This is a genomic window from Dyadobacter ginsengisoli DSM 21015 (assembly GCF_059568735.1).
This window is the reverse complement of the sequence record NZ_JCANTY010000008.1, coordinates 146,156-169,677: the sequence shown is the minus strand read 5'-3', so window position 1 is coordinate 169,677 and position 23,522 is coordinate 146,156. Positions and strand designations below refer to the sequence as shown.

Genomic DNA, 23,522 nt, shown 5'->3' with positions numbered 1-23,522 from the left:
AATAGAGATTAGAATACATTGCAACCCAATTGTAATTTTGACCACAATCGGGGTATATAAGTGCATTATGCATTGTTGATCCCTCTATAACTCCAAAGAAATGACTCATACCGTGCTGATAGCAGACGACCATCAGCTTGTGCGAAAAGGACTGCAAATGGTAGTCAGGGAAGTGTTGGGATTCCACACCGATATCGAATTTGCGGGTACCGGGAAAGAAGTGCTCGAAAAACTGAATAGCAAGGAATTTACGCTGCTGCTGACGGACCTGAACATGCCCGATACCGATGAACTCGGCATTGTGTCCCAGGTACGCGCGCTCTGGCCCAAATTGCGGATTATTGTCATTACCGTGAAACCAGACCGGGTTTTTGCGGCGCGTTTTTTCAAGGCCGGTGTAATGGCTTATGTCAACAAAACGGAATCTGACACCGTCCTGAGTGAGGCAATCGGTACGGTAGCGCGCGGAAAACGCTATATTTCCAGGGCCCAGGCCGACCTGTTCGCCAGCGCATTGATTGAAAATCAGACAGACAATCCGTTTGACAAACTCTCCAAGCGGGAATTCGAAGTAGTGCTCTTACTGCTGAAAGGCTATGGGGCCATTGAAGTCGCCAACGCACTATCGATCAGCCCTTCCACAGCCAGCAGCTTCCGGGGCCGGATTTTTGAAAAGCTCTCGATTAAAAATTTGCTGGAGTTGAATCATCTCGCTCAGCAACATCAGATTGCACCTGATTGAGGAGGCTGATCGTGAATGTACTGCCTCTCCCCGCCTCACTTTCCACAGCGATAATGGCGTCGATATGCTGGAGCATCTGATGAATGATCACACTACCCGTCCCATGATTGGTGATATCCTTCTCCCGGTTCATAAAAGAGACGATCTGTTCCTTCGTCATGCCAGCACCCGTATCGTGCACCGATATTTCCAGTTCGCTGCCTTCTTTGACTGCCGACAACCGGATCATTCCGTCCCGGGTGTTCTTGTTGGCATTGTCGATCAGGTTTCTGATGATTACCAACAGTATCTGATAGTCTGAGCAACAATCAATATCCGAATGCCTGATCACAAGACGGTTTTTGTTGATCCGCAGGATATCGCCGTACAAGCCCGCCACCTCTTCAAACAAGGTTTTCAACGGAAAGCGTGATTTTGTCACTTTAAATCCCTGCTGCTGGCTACTGATCCAGAGAAAGAATTGCTCGGTAAATCCCAACAAATTTTGAGTACCCGCGTGCAGGTCTGAAAGCGACTCCCTCAGTTCTTCCCCGCTCGCATCGGGCTGGCTATTCAACAACCTGCTGCTGATCAACGAGATAAACCGCAATGGCGAGCGAAGGTCGTGCAGCACCATCGTGATCACACGGTCTTTGAACCGGTTGCTTTCCAGCAGTGCCATCTCGGAGCGTCCCAGCTCTTCCACGGCGCACCGCAGTTCGTCGGTCCTGCTCGAAACGATTTTTTCCAAGGCTTCGGATTTCCGTCTCAAATGATTGGTCCTTTGCCGTAGGATCATATAAAATACCAGGGCCGACATCGCGATGCAGATCAGGTAAAACAACCAGGTGCGGTAAAAATACGGATGCACCCGCATGGGTATCACCAGCAGTTCATTCCGGTCGGCGGTACCACCTCTACGGAAATGCAGGTCATACCGGCCTGCCGGCAAATTGCTGATCCACAGCATACCGTCGTCGGCCATCACGTGCCACCGGTCGTCCGCGCCTTTCAGCATGTACTGCAGGTTCATGTTTTCAGGATTTCCAAAATAAGGCGAGCGTATCTGGATCGAAATAGTCGTGAAATCAGGCGGCAATTCAATCCGGTTGCCCCGAACCGCGACAGGCCGTTCATCGACCCTCAGACTGTCGACGTAAATACGTCCCACCGGATAGTGCGGTGTGAGCCGGTTGGGATAAAACCACACCAGCCCTTTCAGCGATGACACCGACAGCAGACTGTCTTTCAACCAGCGGTAGGTATTGTCGGCCCCTCCATTAAACTCGTTGGTAATGAGCCCGTCGTTGGTATTGAAGAGGAAATAATAAACGTCGCGTACCTCGCCGGAAGCATAAGCCAGCAACTCGGCTTTGCTTACCTTAAAAAGGCCATTGTTGGTAGGCAGCCAGAAAAACCCATGCCCGTCATCGATAAATGAATGAACGGTTTTAAGCGCCTGCTTCGGGCCGAGCGGCATTTTGCGGAGTTTACGTTTTTCATAGAGGTAAAAACCTTTGCCATAGGTAGCAATCCATATCCGGTCACCATTTTCCACACGGGCAGCACGCACCGGCACCGCATCCAGCACCGAGCGATACACCCGGTTAAACCGGAAGTCATACCATTTCAGGCCATTCTCCGTACCCAACAAGTAATGCGACCTTCCCAGATCAGTAACGCTGATCACTTTGATATTTTCGGGGAACAGCTTGCGGCTCACAACTTGATCGGCAACCACCGAACCCATCTCCCGCTCCGTAGCGAAAACGTAAGATTGCGGGCGCACACGATCTGCCCGTACATACACCAGCCGCTCCGGAATCATCAGCAGCTTCGTTGATTTCTCCGTTTTCAAATCAAACCTGAGGATTGAATCTCGCCTTTGAAAATAAAGCGCTCCATATTTCGTAAAATCGGCGCCCGCTCCCAGTACGGATCCCAACGGTAGCTTTTTCACGGGTTTACCGATCATAAAACGCAAATCACCGCAAAAAACAGTGGAATCGTCCTGCTTTGCCTGTACATAAAAATTAGCCGGGCCGGTCATGTCCGGAAGGCGGGGATGGATAAAACGGCTGGGCTGTACAATGAACAAACCGTCCGTAAGCGAGCCGAGGTAGTATTTACCCTGATCCGCTGCATAGTATACGCAGTTGAGTACAGGCACATCCACCTGGTCCAGCACTTTCTCAGAAACCAATTTCTGCCCTTCCGGGGTTAGCCTGTGAAGGTTCCTGTTTGTATAAATAAAAGCCCCGGAACTGTTGGCATAAGCCTGAAACTTACCTTTGACAAAATCAGCATCGGCTTCCAGGGAACCGGAAATCCTGCCCATATCCATCCTGCGCTGCCCGCGCTGCCAGACCGCCACCCGGTTACCCGGATAGATGGTCACAAGCAATCCACCCTCCACGGTAACATGCGCGACTCCTTCACCAGTGCGGTAAGTCCTCAAAACCACCGGCTTCGCTGCTCCTGCCCTCAGGTACGCCAAACCGCCACTGCTGAAAAAATAGGCATCGCCGTTCGGCATCGACGCCGTGCCCAGAAACTCCTTGCCCGGATCGTCCCGGTAAAAACGCTCGATTGCCGGTAATAAAGTGCGATCGCGAATTACCGGCCCTTGCCTGGGTACATGCGTGTTGTGCTCACCTACCAGCTGCGGAGATGGTGCAAGCATGGGCGCCGGAGGCCTGATCTCCATCACTTGCCCATCCGCTGCACGAACAAACAAATCGCCATTCCGGTCTGTATTGAGGTCGTCCATGCGCTCCGACCGAAGTCCCTTGACCTCCGCGGTGCCATACACTGTAAATGCCCGCCCGTCATACCGCACCAGGCCCATTTCCGTGGCCAGCCAACAAAAACCCCATTTGTCGAAAGCGATCTTCTTTACGCTGTTTTGCGGCAGCCCCTGGTCCGTTGAGAACCGGAACACGGAAGGTCGCGCTGTTTGTGCGTAACCGTTGCAAAAAAACAAGCTGAGGAAGAAAATTCCCCACAACAGTATTTTCATAATCAGGAGAGTAAGCGGGGTTGTCAAGCCAAAATAAGGATTCTTTTATCTATTTGATAGAAAAAGAAATAACTATTTTCTCTAATATAATCTACCTGTACGTAGCAAAACGATTTTTTTATTGTAGCTACAAAGCTACAAGCTACTCGTGCGCAAGCCACAGGTAAACTGGTCGGTACCGACCAGTTTTGCATCCGGGGAAACCCTCTAATTTTAAAGCTAATGACCAACCTTCTTGTATTTGATTCACATCCGGTGATCCGCCGGGGACTTAAGGAGCTATTGACAGACCTGGAAGAAGAATTCGCTTTTTTTGAAGCCAGCAGTGTAGCCACCCTTAAAAAAATACTGGCGCATCAACAAATCGATCTGGTAGTAGCAGGCCTGAATGAAAAATCAAAGATCGATGGTTCGCTGATTTCGAAGCATGGTTCGATCCCGTGGATACTGATGTACAATGATGAAATGTATCAGAACGCGCTCCTCCTTACGGTGTCCGGCGCAATGGGATGTATTGCTAAAAAGGCTTGCGCAGAAGAAACTAAAAGGTGTTTTACCGAGGTTTTACGTTCCAATGCCTTTGTATGCAGTGGTACACTAAAAAAATTCGGTTACGATTATCTGTTCAATTCCCAAAGCAGGAATTTCCTGAAAACCTTCCTTCATCTGGGTGTGCGGGAAAAGCAGGAAAACCTGACCAAAAGAGAAAAGGAAATCGCCATGATGCTCCTTAAAGGCCTGAGGACTTCGGAAATAGCATTAACCCTGAACCTCAAACAGAGCACGATCTCCACGATAAAGAAGAACATATTCCTAAAGAAGAACGTACGCAATGTAGTCGAACTATCGGCGGTACATTCAGGATAGCCGCTCCTGTAAACACCAATTCGGGTCCGGAATTGGTCGTTTAGATTTCTCCGGAAATTTTGAACGTCATTTTAATTGTATATTTTTATTCAATTTCATTGATGATTAAATTGGCCGGCTATGAAAAAGTTTCTCCTGATTCGGTTTACAGTATGCATCATTGCATTCAACGGGTGTAAAGACTCTTCCGAAATACCGGATGGCACACCTGCTATCAAAAGCATTTCATTCGAGGGAATTTCCGACCGCGATGTGCAATTCGATGCAGGTAATTCCAGAATAACCGTGCACATGCCGGCCGTTTTGGACGGCGGATTAAAGCCGGTCGTGAAACTGTCGGAAGGGGCCACCCTCACCGGACTGTTGCCGGATGGAACGATTGACCTGAGCAAATTCTGCTATTGCGGTAGTAATTCAGCCGAGGACCGCTACCTGCGCGTGAGCAGGCAAGGTGTGACCGGCACTTATGAGTTGAAACTGATCACCACCGGCTCACTGAAACCTCAGATTACCAACGAAGTAACAACCTTCTCCCTGAAATCGAAAGTTCTGAAGCTGAGTCTTCCGGTAGAAAACCTGTATGCCAACCACCGTGTTAATCAGCTTTCATTCGAGAATACCAAAACCGGATTTTCATCCGTGGTCAGCGCCGATGGCGTCTGCCTGAATTCCTGCAGTGGCGACGCGCCCAACCGAATGCTTTTTACGCTCCTGTCGCCCATACAAAGCCATTTCACTCCTGGCACCTACCGTATCGCGTTCAATGGTATTCAATTCCCGCAAACGCTCGTCGTTACCGAGTAAGGCGGCGAATATTACCATCCGAAAGGGAATTTAATCCATTACGGCAGGGTTGGTTGAAGAGCTGGATACGGTGCCATCAAAAAAGATGAACCGTTCATTCATCTTCATCAACGCTATGAAACGAATTACCCTTTTACTGCTCATCTTCGTAAATGCCTTTACGGCCTCTGCCCAGGGCAAATGGAAACTCATCGCAGACGAGCAACAGATCCGCATTTATTCCCAGGCCGTCCCCGAGTCCAAGATCAAGGCCATTAAGGTCGATTGTACCGTCGACGCTTCGCTGGCACAAATGGTCGCACTGATACTCGATGTGGAGGCCGGCACGGACTGGGTTTACAAGACCAAATCCTGCACGCTGGTCAAAAAAGTCTCTCCCACAGACCTGTACTACCATTCCGAAATCAGCCTGCCCTGGCCGCTGGACAACCGTGATTTCGTGGCCCATCTGCGCGCAACGCAGGATCCTGTGTCGCGTGTAGTCACCGTCGATGGGCCCGTAGTGTCCGGTATGGTGCCGCACAGGAAGAACGTGGTCCGGGTGAGCGACTCGAAAGGGCACTGGATACTCACACCGCTGGCCGGCAAAGTTAGGATCGAATACACCCTTCACACCGATCCTGGTGGTTACCTGCCGGCCTGGGCGGTGAATGCGTTCGCGGCAGAAGGGCCGATGGAAACCTTCAAAAAAATGAAAGAGCAATTGAAATTGCCAAAATATAGGAACGCCTCGCTTACATTTACGGCCAATTAAATGTACTAATCCGAGATCCGATGAAAATAAGAAGTTACGAACTGTTCCAGGTACCTCCCAGATGGCTTTTCCTCAAAATCGAAACCGACGAAGGCATTATCGGCTGGGGCGAACCGGTGATCGAAGGCAAGGCCGCAACTGTTAAAGCGGCTGTGCACGAGTTGATGGAAGCATTGATCGGCAAAGATCCGCTCGATATCGAAGGCCACTGGAACACGATGTACCGGGGCGGTTTCTACCGCGGCGGGCCGATCCTGATGAGCGCCATTGCCGGCATAGACCAGGCGCTGTGGGATATCAAAGGCAAATATTATAATGCGCCCGTCTATCAGTTGCTCGGGGGCAAATGCAGGGATAAGATTAAAGTATACTCCTGGATTGGCGGAGACCGGCCCGACGAGGTGGCGGGGGCCGCAAAGCTATCGTTTGAGAGTGGTTTCAAAGCCATTAAAATGAACGCGACCAATGAAATGCAGTATGTAGATTCGTTTGAAAAGATCGATCTGGCCTTAAAACGTGTGGCCTCCATCCGCGAAACAGTCGGCTATGGGCTCGAAATCGGCGTTGATTTCCACGGACGCCTCCACAAACCGATGGCGAAGGTGTTGGCAAAGGAATTGGAACAGTTCCGTCCGATGTTCATCGAAGAACCGGTTTTACCCGAAAACAACGAAGCCTTGCGTGAGATCGCCCAGCATACCTCCATTCCCATTGCGACCGGTGAGCGCATGTTCAGCCGCTGGCATTTCAAAGATCTGCTGATGCACGGCTATGCCGATATCATCCAGCCCGACCTTTCGCACGCAGGCGGTATTACGGAATGCAAGAAGATTCTGTCGATGGCCGAAGCCTTCGACGTCGCAGCCGCACCGCATTGTCCGCTCGGGCCCATTGCATTGGCAGCCTGCCTGCAAGTGGACGCAACCTGCCATAATGCGTTCATTCAGGAGCAAAGCCTGGGGATCCACTACAACCAGGGCAGCGACCTGATGGACTACCTCACCGACCGAACCGTTTTCGATTACAACGACGGTTTCGTCAACATCCCGTCCGGCCCCGGACTCGGGATTGAAATCAATGAAGAACAGGTTAGAAAAATGGCCGAAACAGGCCACAACTGGAAAAACCCACTCTGGTCGCACGAAGACGGCAGCGCAGCAGAATGGTAGTTTTTTTAGAGGAGGAGGGATTGAGGGAGGAGGAAAGGGGAGGAAGGAGGAAAGGGGAGGAGGAAGGAAATAAGGTTAAGAAAGGGAAAAAGTAAAAAAGAAAAAAAAAGCTCCATGCTCCTTTCCTCCCACTTCCCTTCCTCCCCACTCCCCTTTCCTCCCCACTCCCTTTTCTCCCCTTCCTCCACCCTCCTTCCCCCCTTAATCCCTACCCCAACGCATGCCGGATTGCCTTTGCGACGATGCTGTTCTGATCCAGTTCTTCGCGCAATAGCAGCGGCGGTTGGGCCATGAATTTCGGTTCCAGACCGCTGTGACGCTGTGCTGCATGAACGAGGAACGGGTGGCAGAGGTACACGGTTCCGGCCCTGCCGGTCGCGAAAGCGATTTCCCGCTCCGGCATTGCGTCCAGTTTACCGGCCAGTTCCATGAATGCCAGCCCGGTCTCCCCTTCTGCCTGCAAGATCCTCGCGACGTCCGCGTGTGAGCCTATGCGTATACGCGTAGGCGCGTCCGTTATACTTACATCCGAGTATAGAAAAAGCATGAGCAGTCCCCGGCCTCTGGAATGCACATTCACACGCCATTCCCAGAAATTACCGGGGTCGCTTCCGGGAAAACCCGCATCGACATGCCATCCGGCATCACCCGGGTCGTCATCCGACGGGAAACGCACGGGAAAAGTACCCATACTCCGGCAGGCAAGCCATTTCCCGACCCCTACCAACTGATCGAAGGCGGTATGCAGCACCGGTGTGTTCGCCGATGCCACGAATGGCTCCTGCGTGTACATACCCAGGCGTATGACGGGCCTGGCCCATGCAGACGGGTCGTTGCGGTCGAGGCCCAGGTCGTTCCACAGGATATCCCTGGCCTGAGTCGCCAGACCGGCCGGAAAAGCATCATCGATACGGATAAAGCCTTGATTGATAAATTGATCTATTTGTTGAGGACTTAATACTCCTTCCATGAGATTTCAAAATAATGATTGAGAAAATACAGATAATGGAAACCCTGATCCCCGGAAACGGGGATTGCGTGCAAGGGCTGCACGGGAAGGTGGTATCAGAGTGTCGGTGCGAATCTCATGGTTACAAATCTATGATTTTTCATCACTATTTTGTGCAATGAGTGGTCAGATTCAAAGCGAAAACCACCATATTCAGTTTTGAAAGGGTCCCTGTTCCACGTCCTGACGAATTTGCGGCAGAACCAAAACGATCTGCATTATGAAAAAACTCGTCTTTCTTTTCGGTCTTTTCCTGCCTGTTTTCGCATCCGGACAACACGGAGCGAACTACAACATGCTTGTAATGAAACAGATCCGGAACGGTGTCGTCTGCGATTCCTGCCTGATCACCAATGCGGGGAGCATCGGCGCTCACAATGGCCAGGTGTCATTCCTCACGCCCAATGCCGATCACCAGTTCCTGTACACGGATTCCTCGCTGACCACCAACTTCTCAACCCAACTGAATTCGAAGTTCTACGTCGCAATGAGCCGGTTTTCACTGGATTTTTACCCTTACTCTCAGCTCGATTTTGTCCGGAAAGGTCCAAAAGCGTTTCCGCTGGATTTCAAAGAAGTTCAATTCAAAACCTTTATCAACGGCGTAGTACAAAAGGATTGGACCGACATTACCAGTCTTAAAAGCGATCCTGATTACTATTTTGGACATACCGATCTGGATGGGCTCAGCAACCCTTCGGCCCACATTGAAACCATACCCGCCGAGCATTATCATGCAGGCCAAATCTATCTGAAACTGAATGACTCCCTTCTGGTGCGCTTCCGTAACAAACACTCGATGGCGGAGATCTACCGCTTCACGATCCGCCGTGTCAGGAGCGTCCCCGACTATTTTGAGTTCGTTCAGTTTCCGGCAACCAAAAGTTTCGAGGAAATTCTTAATAACGAAGTCAACAAGAGGAGAACGGAGCAAGGACCTCAAAGCAGTTATATCGAAATGGAGGCCGGGCACTCGGCTTTCCTGCGATTTGCCAACGACGAGCAATACTATTTTTTCGGGCGGACACCCCGTAACAGCGGCATTGAATACGCGATCGATCAGCCGGATCGCTGGAAGGCGCTCGGTTCAGGCGGCCAGGTGAAATTCACCAACGGCTTTACCTACATCTACCTGAATAACCCCGCATCCGGTAAGCTGATCAAGGTTTTCCTCCGATACAAACACCAGCCCGAAAGCATTCATGAAGTAACCATCCGCGTCAAATCAGTGCCAGGGCCAGCCACATGGGTTATTGTGGTTTTTCTGCTTTCTGGCGTTACTGTCGCATTCCTGCTGGTGTTCTTCATCCAGAAAAAGCGCTACAAAATGCGGCTGACAAGACTGAATCGCCATAAAAACGAGATCGAGAACCAGCTGCAACTGCTGAGCGGGCAATTGAACCCGCATTTCCTCTTCAACTCGCTGAATGCAGTTCAGGCGCTCATCCGGCAAGACGACAAAGAAGCGGCCAACCAGTACATTACCGAAGTAGCCACTTTCATGCGGACCATTATGGACAGCGGCCGCAAAGAGCTCGTCTCACTGGCAGAAGAAATACAGATCGAGGCCGGGTACATTGCTTTGGAACAAAAGAGGCGCCTCTTCTCCTATACGCTGGACAATCAATGCGGTCACGATCTGACGGCGATCGACTTTCCCCCCTTGCTCTTGCAGCCCGTGATCGAGAACAGCATCCGGCACGGTTTCACGAACAGCATACCAAATCCAGCCCTTACCATTACGATACGATGTAACGCACAGGACCTTACTGTTGCCATTGCCGACAACGGGGCCGGTTTCGACGGAATGGTAAATGCAGCGGGACACGGGCTTTCATTGTCTAATAAACGGATCGCATTGATTAACGAAAAGCTGGCACCGATGCAAATAACGATCAACACAAAATCCGCAAAAGGGAAAGGGTGTGTAACGGAAATCAGGTTCATCAGATGGTTGTCCTGAACCCCATACGCTGTTTCATCGTAGACGATGAAATCAGTGCCGTGCAGAACCTCAGGCTGGCATTGGAAACGCATTGCCCGCATGTGACCGTCGCGGGGTTTGCGCATAACGTGCGGGACTCGCTTCAATTTCTGACGCAAAACGCTGCGGATATCCTTTTCCTGGATATCCGTTTGCTGCATGAAACAGGCTTTGACCTCCTAAAACAGCTGAGCGGCTTTCAGGGCAGCATTATTTTCGTTACAGCCTATGATTTCTATGGCATTCAGGCCATCAAATTTTCAGCCACCGATTACCTCCTCAAGCCGCTCGACCATCAGGAACTGACCGGTGCCGTTCGCAAAGCTGCCGATCAAAAGAGAGTCCGTGATCAGAGCGTACAGATCGAGATGCTGATTCAGTCGTTTGACAACCTCAAAACCCACCGCCAGCAACGGATCGCATTGCCGGAAGCAAGCGAGATCCGGTATGTGCTGATCGATGATATCATCTTCTGTAAATCGGACAACAGCTATACTACCTTCTATATGCACGGAACGGGCCAGATCACTGTTAGCAAACCCATTTCAGAGTATGAGGGCATACTGGAACCTTACGGTTTTGTCCGGACGCACCAATCCTATCTGGTCAACAAAAACCGCATTATCTCCTACAAAAAAGAGGATGGCGGATACCTGCTAATGGAAGGTCATTTTCAGGCCGTTGTCAGCAGGCAAAGGAAGCATTTGTTAAAGGATTTGTTTTTATAATCACTCATCAGTTCAGAAAAAGCCATGATCAGACATTTTTACATTTTAACCTGCCTGTTGCTCGCATCGTCCTATTGCACGGGCCAGAAGCAGATTACCCGATTTGACAACAGGATCAACCGCAGCGCATTGGATGCCACGTATCAGGGGCAGATCAACGGCAAGCTAATTTTTTCCGCATTTTCCCCCCACACGGGCCATGAGCTGTGGGTTTCCAATGGTGCGAAGGCTGGCACCAAACTTTTGAAGGATATTGCACCCGGCAACTCTGATTCCAATCCGGCACATTTCACGGCCATCGGTGGGCAACTTTACTTCGTCGTGAACAATTCCCAGCTCTGGAAGACGGACGGAACGACCCCGGGAACGCAGATGGTACTCCGCTCCGATAATACCCTGAGCCTTGGGACGGTCAACGACCGGCTCCTTGTCTGCTTTCGTAACTGGACGACGGCACGTATAGCGTTTGCCTGGCTGGACGCGGCCGGTCGTCCCGAATACTGGAATGAAGATGCCACCGCATTGCTGATGACAGAAAACAAACTCTACTACGCCCCGTACGACTCGCTGGTCAGAAAGTGGACGCTCAAAGTATTTGATAAACAAGAACATGAGGTATTTAGCCAGAACGGCAATCCACTGACCACTATTGAGCTGGAAAACTATAAGGGTTATGAGTACTTTTCACTGAACGAAAGCTATACACGAAGATCATTTGTGGTAGCCAATACAAACAGGAGCGAAATGGCCCGCAGCTACGAATGGGGCCCGGGCCCGGCTCCCATCACGCTCCGGAATGCCGCCGGTGACCTCTATCTCGTCGACGACGGCCGGCACTCCGGCAACAACCTTCTGCTGAAAATATACAAGGTCACACAAGGACATACCTGGGAAACACTGGCTGATATCAAAACCAGCCAGTTGTATGCCGGGACACCCACCGACAGAACCGAGGGACCTTTTCATTTGAATTTTGCGATCGAAGGCGACGTCCTGGCATTTACAACCATGTTTGGCTACGAAAGCATATATGAATCCTTTTTGGGCGCTTTTGACTTTAAAAAGAATGCAAAACGTATCTCAGCAAAGCTGCCGCAGGAAGTAACTGCCCGTGGGGTACAGGTACGCCCGAAGACCGCCAATGTTTTCGAGATCGGTACTGGGGCCGTGAAATGTACCTATGACTTGTCAGCCAACAAGCCGTTATCCATTGAACACATCCCGGCGGCCAACACCATGGTGACCGTTGGTAACAGGCATTTCGAGCTGTCCGACAATGTGTATGCGATATCAGGAGGAATCAAACTGCCACTGATTGAATCCCGACCGGTTTTTACCCAACAATTTGTCGCTCGCCGCGACACGCTGAACAACCAGCTGATCTTCTGGACGAATGATGAGGAGGCGGGTACCGGCAAGTTATGGGCGAGCAACGGGGACAAGACGGAAGAGATCCTTTCATACACAGGCGTAATCTACTCATGGAATATGGCCGCCCAGCCCCGTCGCATCGGGAAAAGCGTTGTATTTACATCCGTAGCCCGGGACGGCTTCCGGCTTTTCACCACGGACGGGACCGCAATGGGCTCCCGTGAGCTTTATTACTTTGGCCAAACTGAAAACGCGCCCTACATCGAAAAGGTGATCGGAAATGAAAATCAGGTGTTGGTCGAAGCGGTGGCAGGCAGCAAAAGGACGCTGGTAGTCACCGACCTCCTTAAAACAGCAGAAATAGACATTTCCAAATTTCAATATTACAGAATCCACGCCACATCCAGTTGCATTTACGTGTTACACTCCGCGCTGAAAGGCAACTGGGGTTATGAGTATGTTTATAAAGCGGGAACGGACGGTCTGGAGCTTGTGGAACTGAACAAAAACGGTGACGATGCCATAAATCCCCAGGTCTACGGCGATCGCATCTATTTTACATTGCGTAACTCCGAAGGCTATCTCCACGACCTATGCTACTCGGTTCCCGGCTCCCCGGAAGTTCACCGCCTCCACACCGGCGCAATGACCAATGCATTCATCATCGGAGAACAATTGGTAGCCACATTGCCTGGCAATGAGGACGGCGTCCAGGACGTGAAGCTATTTAGCGCAGCGACTGCAAAACCGCTCGGTTCGTTTACCCGGATGTACCCGGTTCAGCTGCAGGCGGGGCCGACGCTGGCCTTGTGGGGGCCTTACCAGGTGGTAATCGCAGAGGGGAATCAGGTGAAGACCTACAACTTTACGGAAACTGTCGACAATCTTCGGGAAGTTCCGGAGGGTATTCTCATCAAATTAAGATCCTGGACGGTGTTTTCGTGGCATTTGTTCGACCGTCGGCAGGGCAAAGTAATACCGGTCCTAAAAAATGAGGCTATGGATTTTGTTTCTGCCGGGCCGGACGGTGAATTGCTGTTTGGGGGTTCTTCCGAAGGCGCACGGCAGACGCTCTGGCAAGGCAGGGAAGAAAAACGGACCGACCTGGCGCAGGATGTGCTCGTATACAAAATACTGAAAGGGTCGCTGCTGCTGGCGGTTCGGAGACCTGATTTTTCCCAACAATACATTTATTCCCTCGGACGCAATGCAGCCGTGGAAGAATATACCGTCGGATATGCTCCGGACATACATTTTGCGGGCAATTCCAACTACATGGCCGTTTCCAGCACCGGGCGAGGTGCGGAAGTCGCCCGCGTAGACAAGGATTCGCTTCACCATTTCGGTGAGATCGTCAAAGGGCCAGAGGGTATTGCATTGCAGGAAGTATTCCAATTCAAAGGCGGCGTCTATGCCATCGCTTTTACTTATTCCAAAGGACTTCAGGTGTGGAAACTGAATGAACGCCCCGACTCCCCCCAACCGGAAGAAGAGGAGGAGATCAACGTGGACACACCGGAACTGCCAGGCCGGGTAACCAACCTCCCAGATCTTATGCAAATGAACACCTACCCCAACCCGGTCACCCACGAACTCCTCATCGATCTGAAAGAAGGCGGGCTCATCAAGATCGTGGATCCGAAGGGTTTGGAAATCCTTACGACAACAGTAGGCAAAACCCACAAAATCGACATGAAGCAACTTCCTGCCGGGCAATATATCGTCATCTACGCCGGTCCGAACGGGAATATTTTCAGGAAGATCGTGAAGCTTTGATCAGGTGGAGACATTCAGGATGTTTTACCTCTTTTCCAGATAAAACCGTCGATGACATAATGCGTGATCTGCGGAAGCGCCAGCAACGGCACGATGAATGCCAGCAATTTGTCGCCAAATATGGCAGGAAACCTGTGAAATATCCCGAAAATCTGCTGGTGCTCATTCCACACAGCCCAGTCCCACAGGCCTTCCTCCATGTAGGCGAGTGCGAAAATGAGGCCCAGAAAGAGCATTAATCCGTATTTCCCGAAGAACAAAGGAAGCCAGCGGCCGGCATGTGCGGCACCGGCCTCTTTTTTTCCGAATATCCAGATCAAAGCCATGTAGGGAATGCCGTGGCTCACCACATTCAGCAGTGTATAGGACAGGTCGCCATTGAAATACACAATTCCGAAATACCAGGAAACCAATGTACCGGTGAGCATGGCAACCCGCGGGATGTTGATGCTTTTATATTTGAAAAAATAATGCAGCTCTTTGAAGATGTAGATCAAAAGCATGGCCACGTATATAACGGTTGCTGCATTGAGCAGAATATCGGACGAAAAATGCAAAAATTCCCCTTCCACAAACCAGTTGAAGTTACGCTTCCCGCCCAGGTGCCAATACAACATCGGGTAAATCGTAGCATAGTAGATTGTAAACCGATCGACTGTCTTGTACCAGAAAGGCACCCGCTCATGGCGACTGTACAGGCGCATGAATCCATACTGCTGACGTACGAAATGATAAACCGCCAGATAGGCAAGCAACCGCCAGAACCATTGTCCGCTCAAACTGTAAATCAACGCGCCCAGTGCGAAGGAAAGTAACGGCGTCCAGATCAGTGGCAACCTGTAGCGCTGGTAAAGGTTCCTGTTGAAATAGGTGCGGTAAAGTGTACTGTACACATGTGCGACGTCCACAAGCAGGATCAGTCCAATCCACCATGCGTCTGGCATATCGGCATTATTTTGAAAAACGCCGGGCAGTAACACGACCGCCAGCAAGCATAGAAAAGGCGGGGAGAGAATAAATGTAATGTCGGTCGCAGGACTGCCGAGCCAGGGTTGCTTCGTTTCCATAGCTCAGACTTTTCCCCTAACCTTTCGTGCCGCTCCGATTCCCTGGTAGAACGCCTCTTCAAAAATACTGACACCTGCTATGTCGGTATGTGCGAAATGGATACAGTTGGCAATGCTCTCGGCCAGCTTGTGCCGCACTTCGCCATGCACAATGCCCGGCAGCGGCTGCACCATGGCATGTCCCCAGAGTATGATATCGATGTTTTCAACACGTTCACGGATATCCGGATGCACGAGGCGCAGGTCTGCCAAAACCCGTTCCGTCCAGGACGCGTGATCGGTGCCGAAGGCCTTCTTCCTCGCCTGTTCCGGTGTGCCGTCCGTCAGCGGCAGATAGTAGGTCAGATTTCGTTTTCCCTTCACCTGGCGGATCTGCTGGTGCGTGGCATCCACGTACCCGAGCGACGGGCTACCGTAAATCACATTGTCCCAACTGGGCGCATGCCCGCTACGTTCCGCCAATGTACTTACGGTCAGATTAGCAACCATCCAGGGCATGTAATGCAAATGCTGGTGTACCAATGCATTTCGCTCCGCGTCGTGGAGCAGCCTTGCCGCTACAAACTGCGGCACAGCTACAATGCATTGCCGGGTCCGGACTCCCGCTATACGCTTCGTTTTCAGATCCAGATAAGTTATTTCAACTCCGTGATCCGAAGGCTTTACCGAAATAACCAGCGAGCCGGTCCGGATTTTGTCCTTCACCGTATTCTGCAGCTGCTGGACCAGGAACCCGTTCCCCTGCTCCCAGGTGAGCACGTCATTGTAAGATGCATTGGCCGCTCTGCCCTTGCGGGAAGCAAAATAGTGAATTCCCGCCCAGGCGCTGATGGTATCATAGTTCGTCCCGAAGTCATCCCGCGTACAATAATTGACATACCAGCGAATATACTCTCCGGTCAGCTGTTGGTCATCCAGCCACTCTTTCATCGTAATCTTGTCGAGCGCGGTAATGCTTGCGTCGCGGCTCGAGGCATTCACGGGAATGGCAAATGCTTCCTTTCCGTCACTTCCCTTCCGTGTTTTGAAATCCTCCATTTTTTGGAAGAAAACCCTGAACTCCTCCAATGCGGAATCGGGCAATCCGAATTGAGGGATCAGCCCCTCCTGCCACTTACCATGAATATACAGCCTTTCTTCGGGGTCATGGCAAAGTGCAAACTCGTCGTAAACCGGTAGCCCTGCTTCGTCGTAGTGCGTAATGACCCCGGCATCGGTCAGGAACGCCAGGTACTCTGTCAGGTTATTGTTGGGAATGGGCACATAATGGGCTCCCCAGGGATACTTTGAAATGGCGTTGGATCCGGATGCAGCGTTCCCGCCAGCATGGTTTTCGAGGTCGAGCAGCACGAAATCCGCGATACCATGCTGCATCAGATGCCTTCCGGCAGACAAACCGCTTACCCCTGCTCCAACAATCACCACCTCTTTTTCTTCAAAATGCGCGGGGGCTTCGAACTTCCGGTCGCGCAGCATATGGCCTACCGCTGCCGAAGCTCCGACGATTTGTCCCGGAACCGGCTTTTCGGAGTCGCACGCGTGCAAGAGCGGCGCCATCGCGGCCATACCGGCTGTCAGTTTGATAAACTCACCTCTTTTCATTGTTCCAGGTATTTTCCCCATTCTTTCTCGAAGTAGCTGACCAGCGCCTGGTTGTTCAGTTTGTTTATTTCCAGCGGCTCATGTGCCTTCATATCCTCCGGGAATTGCAGCATTTGCTCCATCACCGGCTTGCTGATGTAGCGCGCAGCGATCGCGAAACTATCCGGGACCTGAAAATCCCGGTCCTTCATCGCCATTACATATCCCCATTCCCCGAATGACGGCACGTAATTATGATAAGCAACTGCCTGAAAGCCCGCAGCCTTCAATGTTTCGCTCACGCACCAGAAGCTCTTGGGCGCCACATAAGGAGAAGTGCTTTGAATGACGGCCATCGCGCCCGGTGCCATGGCACTTTTTAAAAGCCGGTAAAAAGCCGTCGTATACAATTTCCCAACCGAAAAGCCGGAAGGGTCTGGAAAATCGATGATAATGCAGTCGTATTTCCGCCTGTTTTCTTTCAACCACATGAACGCGTCCGCGTTAGTTACCGTCATACGCGGGTCGGTAAGCGAGTGATGATTAATCTCCGCAAGTATGTGCTGCTGGGTAAAGAGCCGCGTCATCACCGGATCGAGATCGACGAGCTGCACCGATCGCACCGACGGATATTTCAATATCTCGCGGGCTGCCAGGCCATCACCGCCGCCAAGTATGAGCACATTTCGCGGGTTGCCGGTCGCCGTCATGACCGGATGCACCAATGCTTCGTGATAACGGTATTCATCTGCCGAGCTGAATTGCAGGTTATTGTTGAGGTACAACCGCAGATCGTGCCTGTTCTTTGTAATGACAATACGCTGGTAAGGCGTAGATGTGGAGTAAACAACCTGATCGTTGTAGGCCAGCGTTTCGCTGAAACTCATGATACTTTCCGAAAAAACGAATGCGACCACCTCCACCATCAGGATCAGCAAGCCACCCATCCGGATCGCCGTCACGTTTTTGATCTCCGCAGCAAAGTAATGGCAGAGGTACAACCCGACCCCTACATTCAGCAAACCAAAAAACAGACTGGTACGGATCAGTCCGAGATAGGGCACAAAAACCAGCGGAAAAATAAGGGAAGCCAGCAGGGCGCCGATGTAGTCGTAAGTGAAGACCCGGCTTACCAATTCTTTAAACTCAACTTTGTCTTTTAATATCCTCAGTAACAGCGGAATTTCGATACCGACCAGAATGCCTGTCACGGCTACCAGCGCATACAGAATGGGTTGAAAACTAATGGCGAGCGGAAACACGAGGAACAGGATAATTGCGCTGAAACCGCCCACGAGCCCTACCAGCAATTCGATCCGTATGAACCACCCGATGAGGCCGTCATTGAAGAAGCGCGAAAAATAAGAACCGATACCCATCGAAAACAGGTACACCCCAATGATAATGCTGAACTGTGTGACGCTGTCACCCAACAGGTAACTGGCCAGCGTACCCGCCACGAGCTCGTAGATAAGCCCGCAGGTGGCTATGATGAACACCGCTACCAGCAGTACCCACTGCGCACTGTTTTTTCCTGAAAATGCTGCCATTTACCCGTGGATCGCTGATGCAATGATGATTGCAATGGCCAGCATAAAAAATCCGGCAAAAATGGCCAGCGCCACGTTTTTGTTTTCCATAATTTCCTTCCGCAGGTTATGCTTCGGGGTCAGGATTTCAATGATCGCAAACGTGACCAGCAGGATCACAATGCCGAGGCCCGAGTATACGAGCGAACTGATGACGTATTGTTGCATCGATTTAGGTATTCGTTAGGTTTCTGATTTTTATTTATGACTTCTTATTCCGTACTGGGTTCCGGGGCCATTGGCGTTCCATTGTTCCTGGTTTTCAAAAGACAGGATGCGTGTGCCCGCCATATTCGAATACGCAAGCCAAACCAGCAGGACCGCGACAAATACAAAATACCATTTCATCGGTAAAAGAGATTTCAGGAATTCTCTCATGGGTCATTATTTAAAAAAATTAGGAAAACGGACTGTTGGCCCAACGTTGCTTCTCATAATTGTAATCGGCGATGGCCATTCCAAGCGGCCAGAGTAATGCCAGAAGCAGCACGATCAGCAGATTCCGGTAGATAGGTGTGTCGTATGTTGCCCGAACACTGAAATACCGGGCCATACCCGAGCCATAGTCCCGGATACCCGTCAACTGTAAATAATAGGTCCCGGCGGGAATTCCATTGAAATATGCTGTTTCCTGCGTACTCCCCTCAGACCACGAACCCTCACTATCGTATCCCCTGTAATATTCAACTCCCCGCTCGATACCATATTCTGTTCCGTTATCCGCATTGACAAGCGTGGCGTCAAGCTCAAACCAGGAATTCTCCACGGGCGCTTGGATCGCCAGTTCTACATTACCCTTCCATTTTTCAAGCTCAAATTTTTCTGTGACGAAGGTCTGCGAATATAATGAGTCTGCAAACGGATAAGAGGCATTCAGTAGGGTCCTGCTGGTGCTTTGCCCACCGGTCAGCAGGTGGACAAGCAAGACTAGGAGTACTCCGATAAAGCCCGATTTGCCGATCACATCCATTTCCACCTTCATTTTGACCTGTGCAGGTGCAATTCCGACCTGGTCAGGCAGGGTATGGTACAGTTCGGTCTGGATTTCGTTGCTTTTGATATACTCGCCCACAAACCAGGTTACCTGGTGCTTCGCGTCTGCTTCGACACTCAGCAGCTTGGGTGGCGCGATATAATCGGCGACATCCACCAACTCGTGATCTTTAAAAATGTCACCGGGAAACTCTCCTCCCGCGTACAATATCTTGTAGCTATACTGGCTGAATCTGCGGTACAATCTATCCTGCACACGGATATCCCGGTCACGGATCCGAAGCGGATTGGCGGCACCTTTGGTTTCTTTAAGAAGTGTCCAGTGCCCTTGTGATTCGGTGAGAAATGCAAAGCCGTGCCACTTGTCATAGAGCGTATATTCGCGCCAGGTATCATCCGGTGAAAACTTGTCCTGTTTAAAAGCTACACCCATTACCATATAGCTCACTCCGCGAACCACGATTGCTTCTCCCTTTTTGAAGGTGAACAGCGGTTCGGACATAACATTATACCCGTGATCGAACTTCTGTCCATCTCCGTTTTCGAGGGAATAACGGGTGTTGCAGCCCGCGCACACCCAACTTTGCGCATAAGGGAAAGTAGAGACTTGTGTTTCGGTGGAACAATGGTAGCAAGAAAACGCTTTACCCCGTAATTCTGCCTCACGGGTATTTTCCAATAACAGAGATTCCGGTGAAACCGCATGAACTGTATACGCGATCGCGAAATCCTTTCCATAAGAAATGATTTCGACAGACCCTTCTTCCGACGTGGCCTCTATGGTCCTGAAAATACCCGGAAATGCCGGAACAAAAACCGAGCCTTCCAGCTCTACCATTTTCGCTTCGTTGCGGGCGGAAATGGTGTAGTTACCTTCTTCCAAAAGATCGAGCTGATTCGCGGGTGGCTCAATCATGAATTTGCGGTTGACTGCGGCAGGATTCAGCTGCAATGCTTCATACACCGCGTACATCCCGTAACCCTCCGCCAGGTAACGCACGGTTCCGTCCGGACAATCCAGCGTCCAGTAATTGTAGGCGCTATCGTCGAACCATAGCCTTAGACGGCCCGTCACTGCGAAACGGACACCCTTCCAGTAGCCGGTCGTGCCCGGCTGAATGATATCCGTAGCATCGTGTATCCGACGGATGTCTGCCTCGGCCAATACATCTCCGTCACGGTACCAGACCTTATGACACGAACAGCCGACGACGTTATTAGCGCCCTGGAAATAGACCGTTTTGCCGCAGGAAGGGCACAGAGCCAACTTGCTGGTTGCCATAACTATCTATTGATTTGATGTTCGGAAACAATACGGGCCTCGAAGTATGAAACTACCCGATCACAAATGGCTCTGACGGTTCCGTCGTTGACGCGCCGGAAATTGCTGAGATAAATATCCAGGTTTACTTTGCCAAACTCCGGCCATGTATGTACCGAAAGGTGGCTCTCGCTGAGGCAAATGACGCCAGTAAAGCCGGCGGGTTCAAAATTATGGTACACTTCTCCGAGTTTTTGCAGCTCAAATGTACCGATGAGTTCGTCGGCAAGGACTTTGAAACCACTGTACTGGCTTAACAGTGCTGTTTTTTCCGATTGCAGGGTTACGATAAGGTGCAGTCCGGGAGTATAAGTTTCCAATAGCGTCAGGTCTGTGGTGACAGGCAATTTTATAAAAAACCCTGTAATGCACAAGACTGTAATTATTTAAATGGTTACATATCAAAACCCAGCGGATACATAGCAGGATGTGTAAAGTGACTGCATTAGTTTTTAAACGGTGACCACCGCCGCGAAGCAGATGGTGTTGGCGACGCTTTGGTCGGACGGAAGTAAAGAAAATAATAGTACCTGGTGGCTCATATGGCATATCTTTGTTATTTTGAACCCGATGCATTTGTTGACAAAATCACTTTTGATCCTTCCTGTATGGCTATTGACGTCTACGGCAATCGCACAATCGTTGTTGTATTCCAGGGCTTTTGGAAAGGAGACCAACGACCCGGTTATATTTCTCCATGGCGGACCGGGCAGCAGTTCTGTCTATTTCGAAGCGACCACCGCACAAATGTTGGCTGATCAGGGTTTTTACGTGATCATTTATGACCGGCGCGGGGAAGGGAGGTCGAAAGATCCTGATGCTAAAATGAATTACGACGAATTTTTTCAGGATCTCAACAGCATTTTTGAAAAATATCGCATCAAACGGTCCAACCTGATCGGGTTCAGTTTTGGCGGACTGGTTACCACATTGTATGCTGAAAAGTATCCCGAGAAGGTCAAATCCATTGTCCTAACCAGCGCATTGATTTCACAACAGGCTTCCTATAATACCATTCTGAATTCGGTCGAATCAATCTACACAAGGCAAAAGGACACGGCGAGTATCCATTCCGTGGTGAAAATCCGGAAAATGGATACCCATTCACTTCCATACCGGACGGAGGTTTTTAATCATGCTTCCCGAAACGGTTTTTTCTCTCTGCAAGAGCCAGACAGCGCTGCTGCGCTGATCTATTCCAGGTATAACTCCGACAAATTGATCACTAGCTATGTGAAAAATGAAAAGGCGGTGGAAGCTTTTTGGAAAAATGAAAAGCTGAAAAATATCGACATTACGCCCGCATTGAAAAAACTCATAGCCCGGAAAATCCCTGTTTATGCGGTCTACGGCAAGCAGGACGGCCTCTATTCCGAGAAACAGATTGCTGACTTAAGGCTTCTGGTAGGAGAACAAAGGCTGAAATACCTGGATAACTGCTCCCACACGGTATTTGTCGATCAGCAATCACAGTTTATCGGCGCCCTCAGCGGCTGGCTTAAAGAAAACTTACTCAAATAGTTCAGTTTCAAAGTACTCCGTTGCTATTCCGGAAGTGGGTAAGGATTTCGGTTTGTACATCCGGTGCATCAGTGATTACTCCATGCCGTTTGTCGCTCGGGCAACAGAATATGCTATTTTAAATTGGCTTTCAGAAAATCATACAAACTATCACCCCGGAGGTTTAATGCGAGGATTTTGCCTTCGGGGTCCAGCAGCATGTTGAAGGGAATGCTACTGATAGCATATTGCTTGGCCGCCGCATTTTGCCAGTATTTCAGATCCCCTACATGCGTCCATTGCAGCTGGTCGCTGGCGATCGCCTTCAACCACGACGCCTTGCTTTTGTCCAGCGACACCGAAAGAATCGTAAAATTTCTGCTATGAAAATCCTGGTATGCCCTCACCAGAAAAGGGCTTTCCTGGCGGCAGGGGCCGCACCAGCTCGCCCAAAAATCGACGAGCACGTAACGGCCTTTGAAAGATGACAGCTTGACCGGACGCCCGACGGTATCCGGCTGCGTAAAGTCCATCGCCGGTTGTCCGATCACCGACTTGTTGGCGGTGAACCACTCCTTTCTGAAAAATTTCACCTGTTCCGACGAGGCAATCGGCGAAGATTCGTACCGTTTCAGGAGCGAGTCGGCAATAGCCAGATCTGGCGCCTGATGACTCGCAATATAGTTTCCTACCTGATTGACCGACGCTGCGGATAAAGGATATCGCCTCATCAGGCTCAGGATGGCCTGCCTTTCCTGACGGATCAGTTGCTTTGTACGATCTCTGACTATGCGCAACGCCGCGGTATCGCCTTTGGTCCGGGCCTGTATTTCCTGTTGTTCCAGCGTGTTGAAATCAAAGTTTTGGTAGGCCTCGTCATATTGCTGCCGGATGGCTTCCTCGGTAGAACCCGTCACCGATGCCGCATAAAGTGAATCGGCCGTTCCTTCGATCAGCATTGTGGTATTTTCAATGTAAAAACCAATTCCCTGGTCATTCAGACCGGTTTGCAGCATATAGTAAGTGGGCTCCGTCACCGTTCCGCGAAACGAAAACTTACCGGATGCATCGGCTTTTGTTGAATCAGCGCTGTTGACGGCTTTATAGAAAGAGCGCTCGTAAAGGTAAATCTTCTTACCCGCCGCTTTCGCCAATTGTCCGGACAATACGTAGCCTTTCTGAACCTTCTTCGGCGTCTGCGCAAAAGAGGTGGCAGATATGAATCCAATTATGGAAATAGTAGCAAATAAGAATCTCACTGAACAGGTA

Annotated in this window: 19 protein-coding genes; 9 read left to right on the top strand and 10 right to left on the bottom strand. The window is 50.6% G+C overall.

Annotation, left to right across the window (positions count from 1 at the left end; all coding sequences use genetic code 11):
- Positions 1-100 precede the first annotated feature (100 nt).
- On the top strand, positions 101-742 hold the full coding sequence (locus BP71_RS28305; protein ID WP_496384952.1) for a response regulator: 642 nt from the start codon (positions 101-103) through the stop codon (positions 740-742).
- Here the strand turns inward: BP71_RS28305 and BP71_RS28300 are convergent.
- Positions 684-3,740 carry a sensor histidine kinase gene (locus tag BP71_RS28300; RefSeq protein ID WP_496384951.1) on the bottom strand — a complete coding sequence of 1,019 codons (3,057 nt, stop codon included), beginning with the start codon at positions 3,738-3,740 and terminating at the stop codon, positions 684-686. The genes BP71_RS28305 and BP71_RS28300 overlap by 59 nt on opposite strands.
- A 222-nt stretch (positions 3,741-3,962) precedes the next feature.
- On the opposite strand from BP71_RS28300, the gene BP71_RS28295 reads away from it, so the two are divergent.
- The 4 genes from BP71_RS28295 to dgoD all read left to right on the top strand — a co-directional run bounded on the left by BP71_RS28295 (position 3,963) and on the right by dgoD (position 7,334).
- Positions 3,963-4,607, top strand: a complete 645-nt coding sequence (locus tag BP71_RS28295; protein ID WP_496384950.1) for a helix-turn-helix transcriptional regulator — start codon at positions 3,963-3,965, stop codon at positions 4,605-4,607.
- Between the two features lie 120 nt (positions 4,608-4,727).
- Positions 4,728-5,411, top strand: a complete 684-nt coding sequence (locus BP71_RS28290; RefSeq protein WP_496384948.1) for a hypothetical protein — start codon at positions 4,728-4,730, stop codon at positions 5,409-5,411.
- A gap of 115 nt (positions 5,412-5,526) precedes the next feature.
- Positions 5,527-6,165, top strand: coding sequence for an START domain-containing protein (locus tag BP71_RS28285; protein WP_496384947.1), 639 nt, complete (start codon positions 5,527-5,529; stop codon positions 6,163-6,165).
- 20 nt (positions 6,166-6,185) lie between these two features.
- Positions 6,186-7,334 carry a galactonate dehydratase gene (dgoD, locus tag BP71_RS28280; RefSeq protein WP_496384946.1) on the top strand — a complete coding sequence of 383 codons (1,149 nt, stop codon included), beginning with the start codon at positions 6,186-6,188 and terminating at the stop codon, positions 7,332-7,334.
- A gap of 208 nt (positions 7,335-7,542) precedes the next feature.
- Here the strand turns inward: dgoD and BP71_RS28275 are convergent, their stop codons facing one another.
- Positions 7,543-8,304: a phytanoyl-CoA dioxygenase family protein gene (locus BP71_RS28275; RefSeq protein ID WP_496384945.1), complete on the bottom strand. Its 762-nt coding sequence runs from the start codon at positions 8,302-8,304 to the stop codon at positions 7,543-7,545.
- A gap of 259 nt (positions 8,305-8,563) precedes the next feature.
- Between BP71_RS28275 and BP71_RS28270 the strand changes: the two genes are divergently transcribed.
- Genes BP71_RS28270 through BP71_RS28260 form a run of 3 tightly spaced genes read left to right on the top strand, consistent with a single transcriptional unit; the run spans position 8,564 to position 14,202 of the window.
- Complete coding sequence (locus BP71_RS28270) at positions 8,564-10,306, top strand: sensor histidine kinase (RefSeq protein ID WP_496384944.1); 1,743 nt, start codon at positions 8,564-8,566, stop codon at positions 10,304-10,306.
- On the top strand, positions 10,294-11,055 hold the full coding sequence (locus BP71_RS28265; RefSeq protein ID WP_496384943.1) for a LytR/AlgR family response regulator transcription factor: 762 nt from the start codon (positions 10,294-10,296) through the stop codon (positions 11,053-11,055). Before BP71_RS28270 ends, BP71_RS28265 begins: the two co-directional genes overlap by 13 nt.
- A gap of 24 nt (positions 11,056-11,079) precedes the next feature.
- Positions 11,080-14,202, top strand: coding sequence for a T9SS type A sorting domain-containing protein (locus tag BP71_RS28260; RefSeq protein ID WP_496384942.1), 3,123 nt, complete (start codon positions 11,080-11,082; stop codon positions 14,200-14,202).
- Between the two features lie 14 nt (positions 14,203-14,216).
- On the opposite strand, the gene BP71_RS28255 is transcribed toward BP71_RS28260, so the two are convergent.
- The 7 genes from BP71_RS28255 to BP71_RS28225 are packed head-to-tail and all read right to left on the bottom strand — an operon-like array spanning position 14,217 to position 21,100.
- Positions 14,217-15,269, bottom strand: coding sequence for a hypothetical protein (locus BP71_RS28255; RefSeq protein ID WP_496384941.1), 1,053 nt, complete (start codon positions 15,267-15,269; stop codon positions 14,217-14,219).
- 3 nt (positions 15,270-15,272) lie between these two features.
- On the bottom strand, positions 15,273-16,871 hold the full coding sequence (locus BP71_RS28250) for a flavin monoamine oxidase family protein (protein WP_496384940.1): 1,599 nt from the start codon (positions 16,869-16,871) through the stop codon (positions 15,273-15,275).
- A complete protein-coding gene (locus BP71_RS28245) occupies positions 16,868-18,400 on the bottom strand; it encodes a polyamine aminopropyltransferase (RefSeq protein WP_496384939.1) in 1,533 nt (510 codons plus the stop codon). Before BP71_RS28245 ends, BP71_RS28250 begins: the two co-directional genes overlap by 4 nt.
- Complete coding sequence (locus BP71_RS28240; RefSeq protein ID WP_496384938.1) at positions 18,401-18,607, bottom strand: DUF350 domain-containing protein; 207 nt, start codon at positions 18,605-18,607, stop codon at positions 18,401-18,403. It abuts the gene before it with no gap.
- Positions 18,608-18,637: 30 nt separating this feature from the next.
- The gene (locus tag BP71_RS28235) at positions 18,638-18,817 is read right to left on the bottom strand and encodes a hypothetical protein (protein ID WP_496384937.1); all 180 of its coding nucleotides are present in this window, start codon (positions 18,815-18,817) and stop codon (positions 18,638-18,640) included.
- A 19-nt stretch (positions 18,818-18,836) separates the two neighbouring features.
- Positions 18,837-20,714, bottom strand: coding sequence for a DUF4178 domain-containing protein (locus BP71_RS28230; protein ID WP_496384936.1), 1,878 nt, complete (start codon positions 20,712-20,714; stop codon positions 18,837-18,839).
- A 2-nt stretch (positions 20,715-20,716) separates the two neighbouring features.
- Positions 20,717-21,100 (bottom strand): S-adenosylmethionine decarboxylase family protein, encoded by a 384-nt coding sequence (locus BP71_RS28225; protein WP_496384935.1) that lies wholly within the window; start codon positions 21,098-21,100, stop codon positions 20,717-20,719.
- 112 nt (positions 21,101-21,212) lie between these two features.
- On the opposite strand from BP71_RS28225, the gene BP71_RS28220 reads away from it, so the two are divergent.
- Positions 21,213-22,274: an alpha/beta fold hydrolase gene (locus BP71_RS28220; RefSeq protein ID WP_496384934.1), complete on the top strand. Its 1,062-nt coding sequence runs from the start codon at positions 21,213-21,215 to the stop codon at positions 22,272-22,274.
- 113 nt (positions 22,275-22,387) lie between these two features.
- Here BP71_RS28220 and BP71_RS28215 read toward each other — a convergent pair whose 3' ends face one another.
- Complete coding sequence (locus BP71_RS28215) at positions 22,388-23,512, bottom strand: redoxin domain-containing protein (protein WP_496384933.1); 1,125 nt, start codon at positions 23,510-23,512, stop codon at positions 22,388-22,390.
- Between the last annotated feature and the right edge of the window lie 10 nt (positions 23,513-23,522).

What these genes read in the sequence shown, in the direction of transcription:
- BP71_RS28255 (WP_496384941.1), bottom strand. Translation starts at nt 15,269, where the DNA reads ATGGAAACGAAGCAACCCTGGCTCGGCAGTCCTGCGACCGACATTACA.
- BP71_RS28235 (WP_496384937.1), bottom strand. Translation starts at nt 18,817, where the DNA reads ATGAGAGAATTCCTGAAATCTCTTTTACCGATGAAATGGTATTTTGTA.
- BP71_RS28270 (WP_496384944.1), top strand. Translation starts at nt 8,564, where the DNA reads ATGAAAAAACTCGTCTTTCTTTTCGGTCTTTTCCTGCCTGTTTTCGCA.
- BP71_RS28300 (WP_496384951.1), bottom strand. Translation starts at nt 3,740, where the DNA reads ATGAAAATACTGTTGTGGGGAATTTTCTTCCTCAGCTTGTTTTTTTGC.
- BP71_RS28290 (WP_496384948.1), top strand. Translation starts at nt 4,728, where the DNA reads ATGAAAAAGTTTCTCCTGATTCGGTTTACAGTATGCATCATTGCATTC.
- dgoD (WP_496384946.1), top strand. Translation starts at nt 6,186, where the DNA reads ATGAAAATAAGAAGTTACGAACTGTTCCAGGTACCTCCCAGATGGCTT.
- BP71_RS28230 (WP_496384936.1), bottom strand. Translation starts at nt 20,714, where the DNA reads ATGGCAACCAGCAAGTTGGCTCTGTGCCCTTCCTGCGGCAAAACGGTC.
- BP71_RS28265 (WP_496384943.1), top strand. Translation starts at nt 10,294, where the DNA reads ATGGTTGTCCTGAACCCCATACGCTGTTTCATCGTAGACGATGAAATC.
- BP71_RS28275 (WP_496384945.1), bottom strand. Translation starts at nt 8,304, where the DNA reads ATGGAAGGAGTATTAAGTCCTCAACAAATAGATCAATTTATCAATCAA.
- BP71_RS28305 (WP_496384952.1), top strand. Translation starts at nt 101, where the DNA reads ATGACTCATACCGTGCTGATAGCAGACGACCATCAGCTTGTGCGAAAA.
- BP71_RS28240 (WP_496384938.1), bottom strand. Translation starts at nt 18,607, where the DNA reads ATGCAACAATACGTCATCAGTTCGCTCGTATACTCGGGCCTCGGCATT.
- BP71_RS28295 (WP_496384950.1), top strand. Translation starts at nt 3,963, where the DNA reads ATGACCAACCTTCTTGTATTTGATTCACATCCGGTGATCCGCCGGGGA.
- BP71_RS28250 (WP_496384940.1), bottom strand. Translation starts at nt 16,871, where the DNA reads ATGAAAAGAGGTGAGTTTATCAAACTGACAGCCGGTATGGCCGCGATG.
- BP71_RS28245 (WP_496384939.1), bottom strand. Translation starts at nt 18,400, where the DNA reads ATGGCAGCATTTTCAGGAAAAAACAGTGCGCAGTGGGTACTGCTGGTA.
- BP71_RS28285 (WP_496384947.1), top strand. Translation starts at nt 5,527, where the DNA reads ATGAAACGAATTACCCTTTTACTGCTCATCTTCGTAAATGCCTTTACG.
- BP71_RS28260 (WP_496384942.1), top strand. Translation starts at nt 11,080, where the DNA reads ATGATCAGACATTTTTACATTTTAACCTGCCTGTTGCTCGCATCGTCC.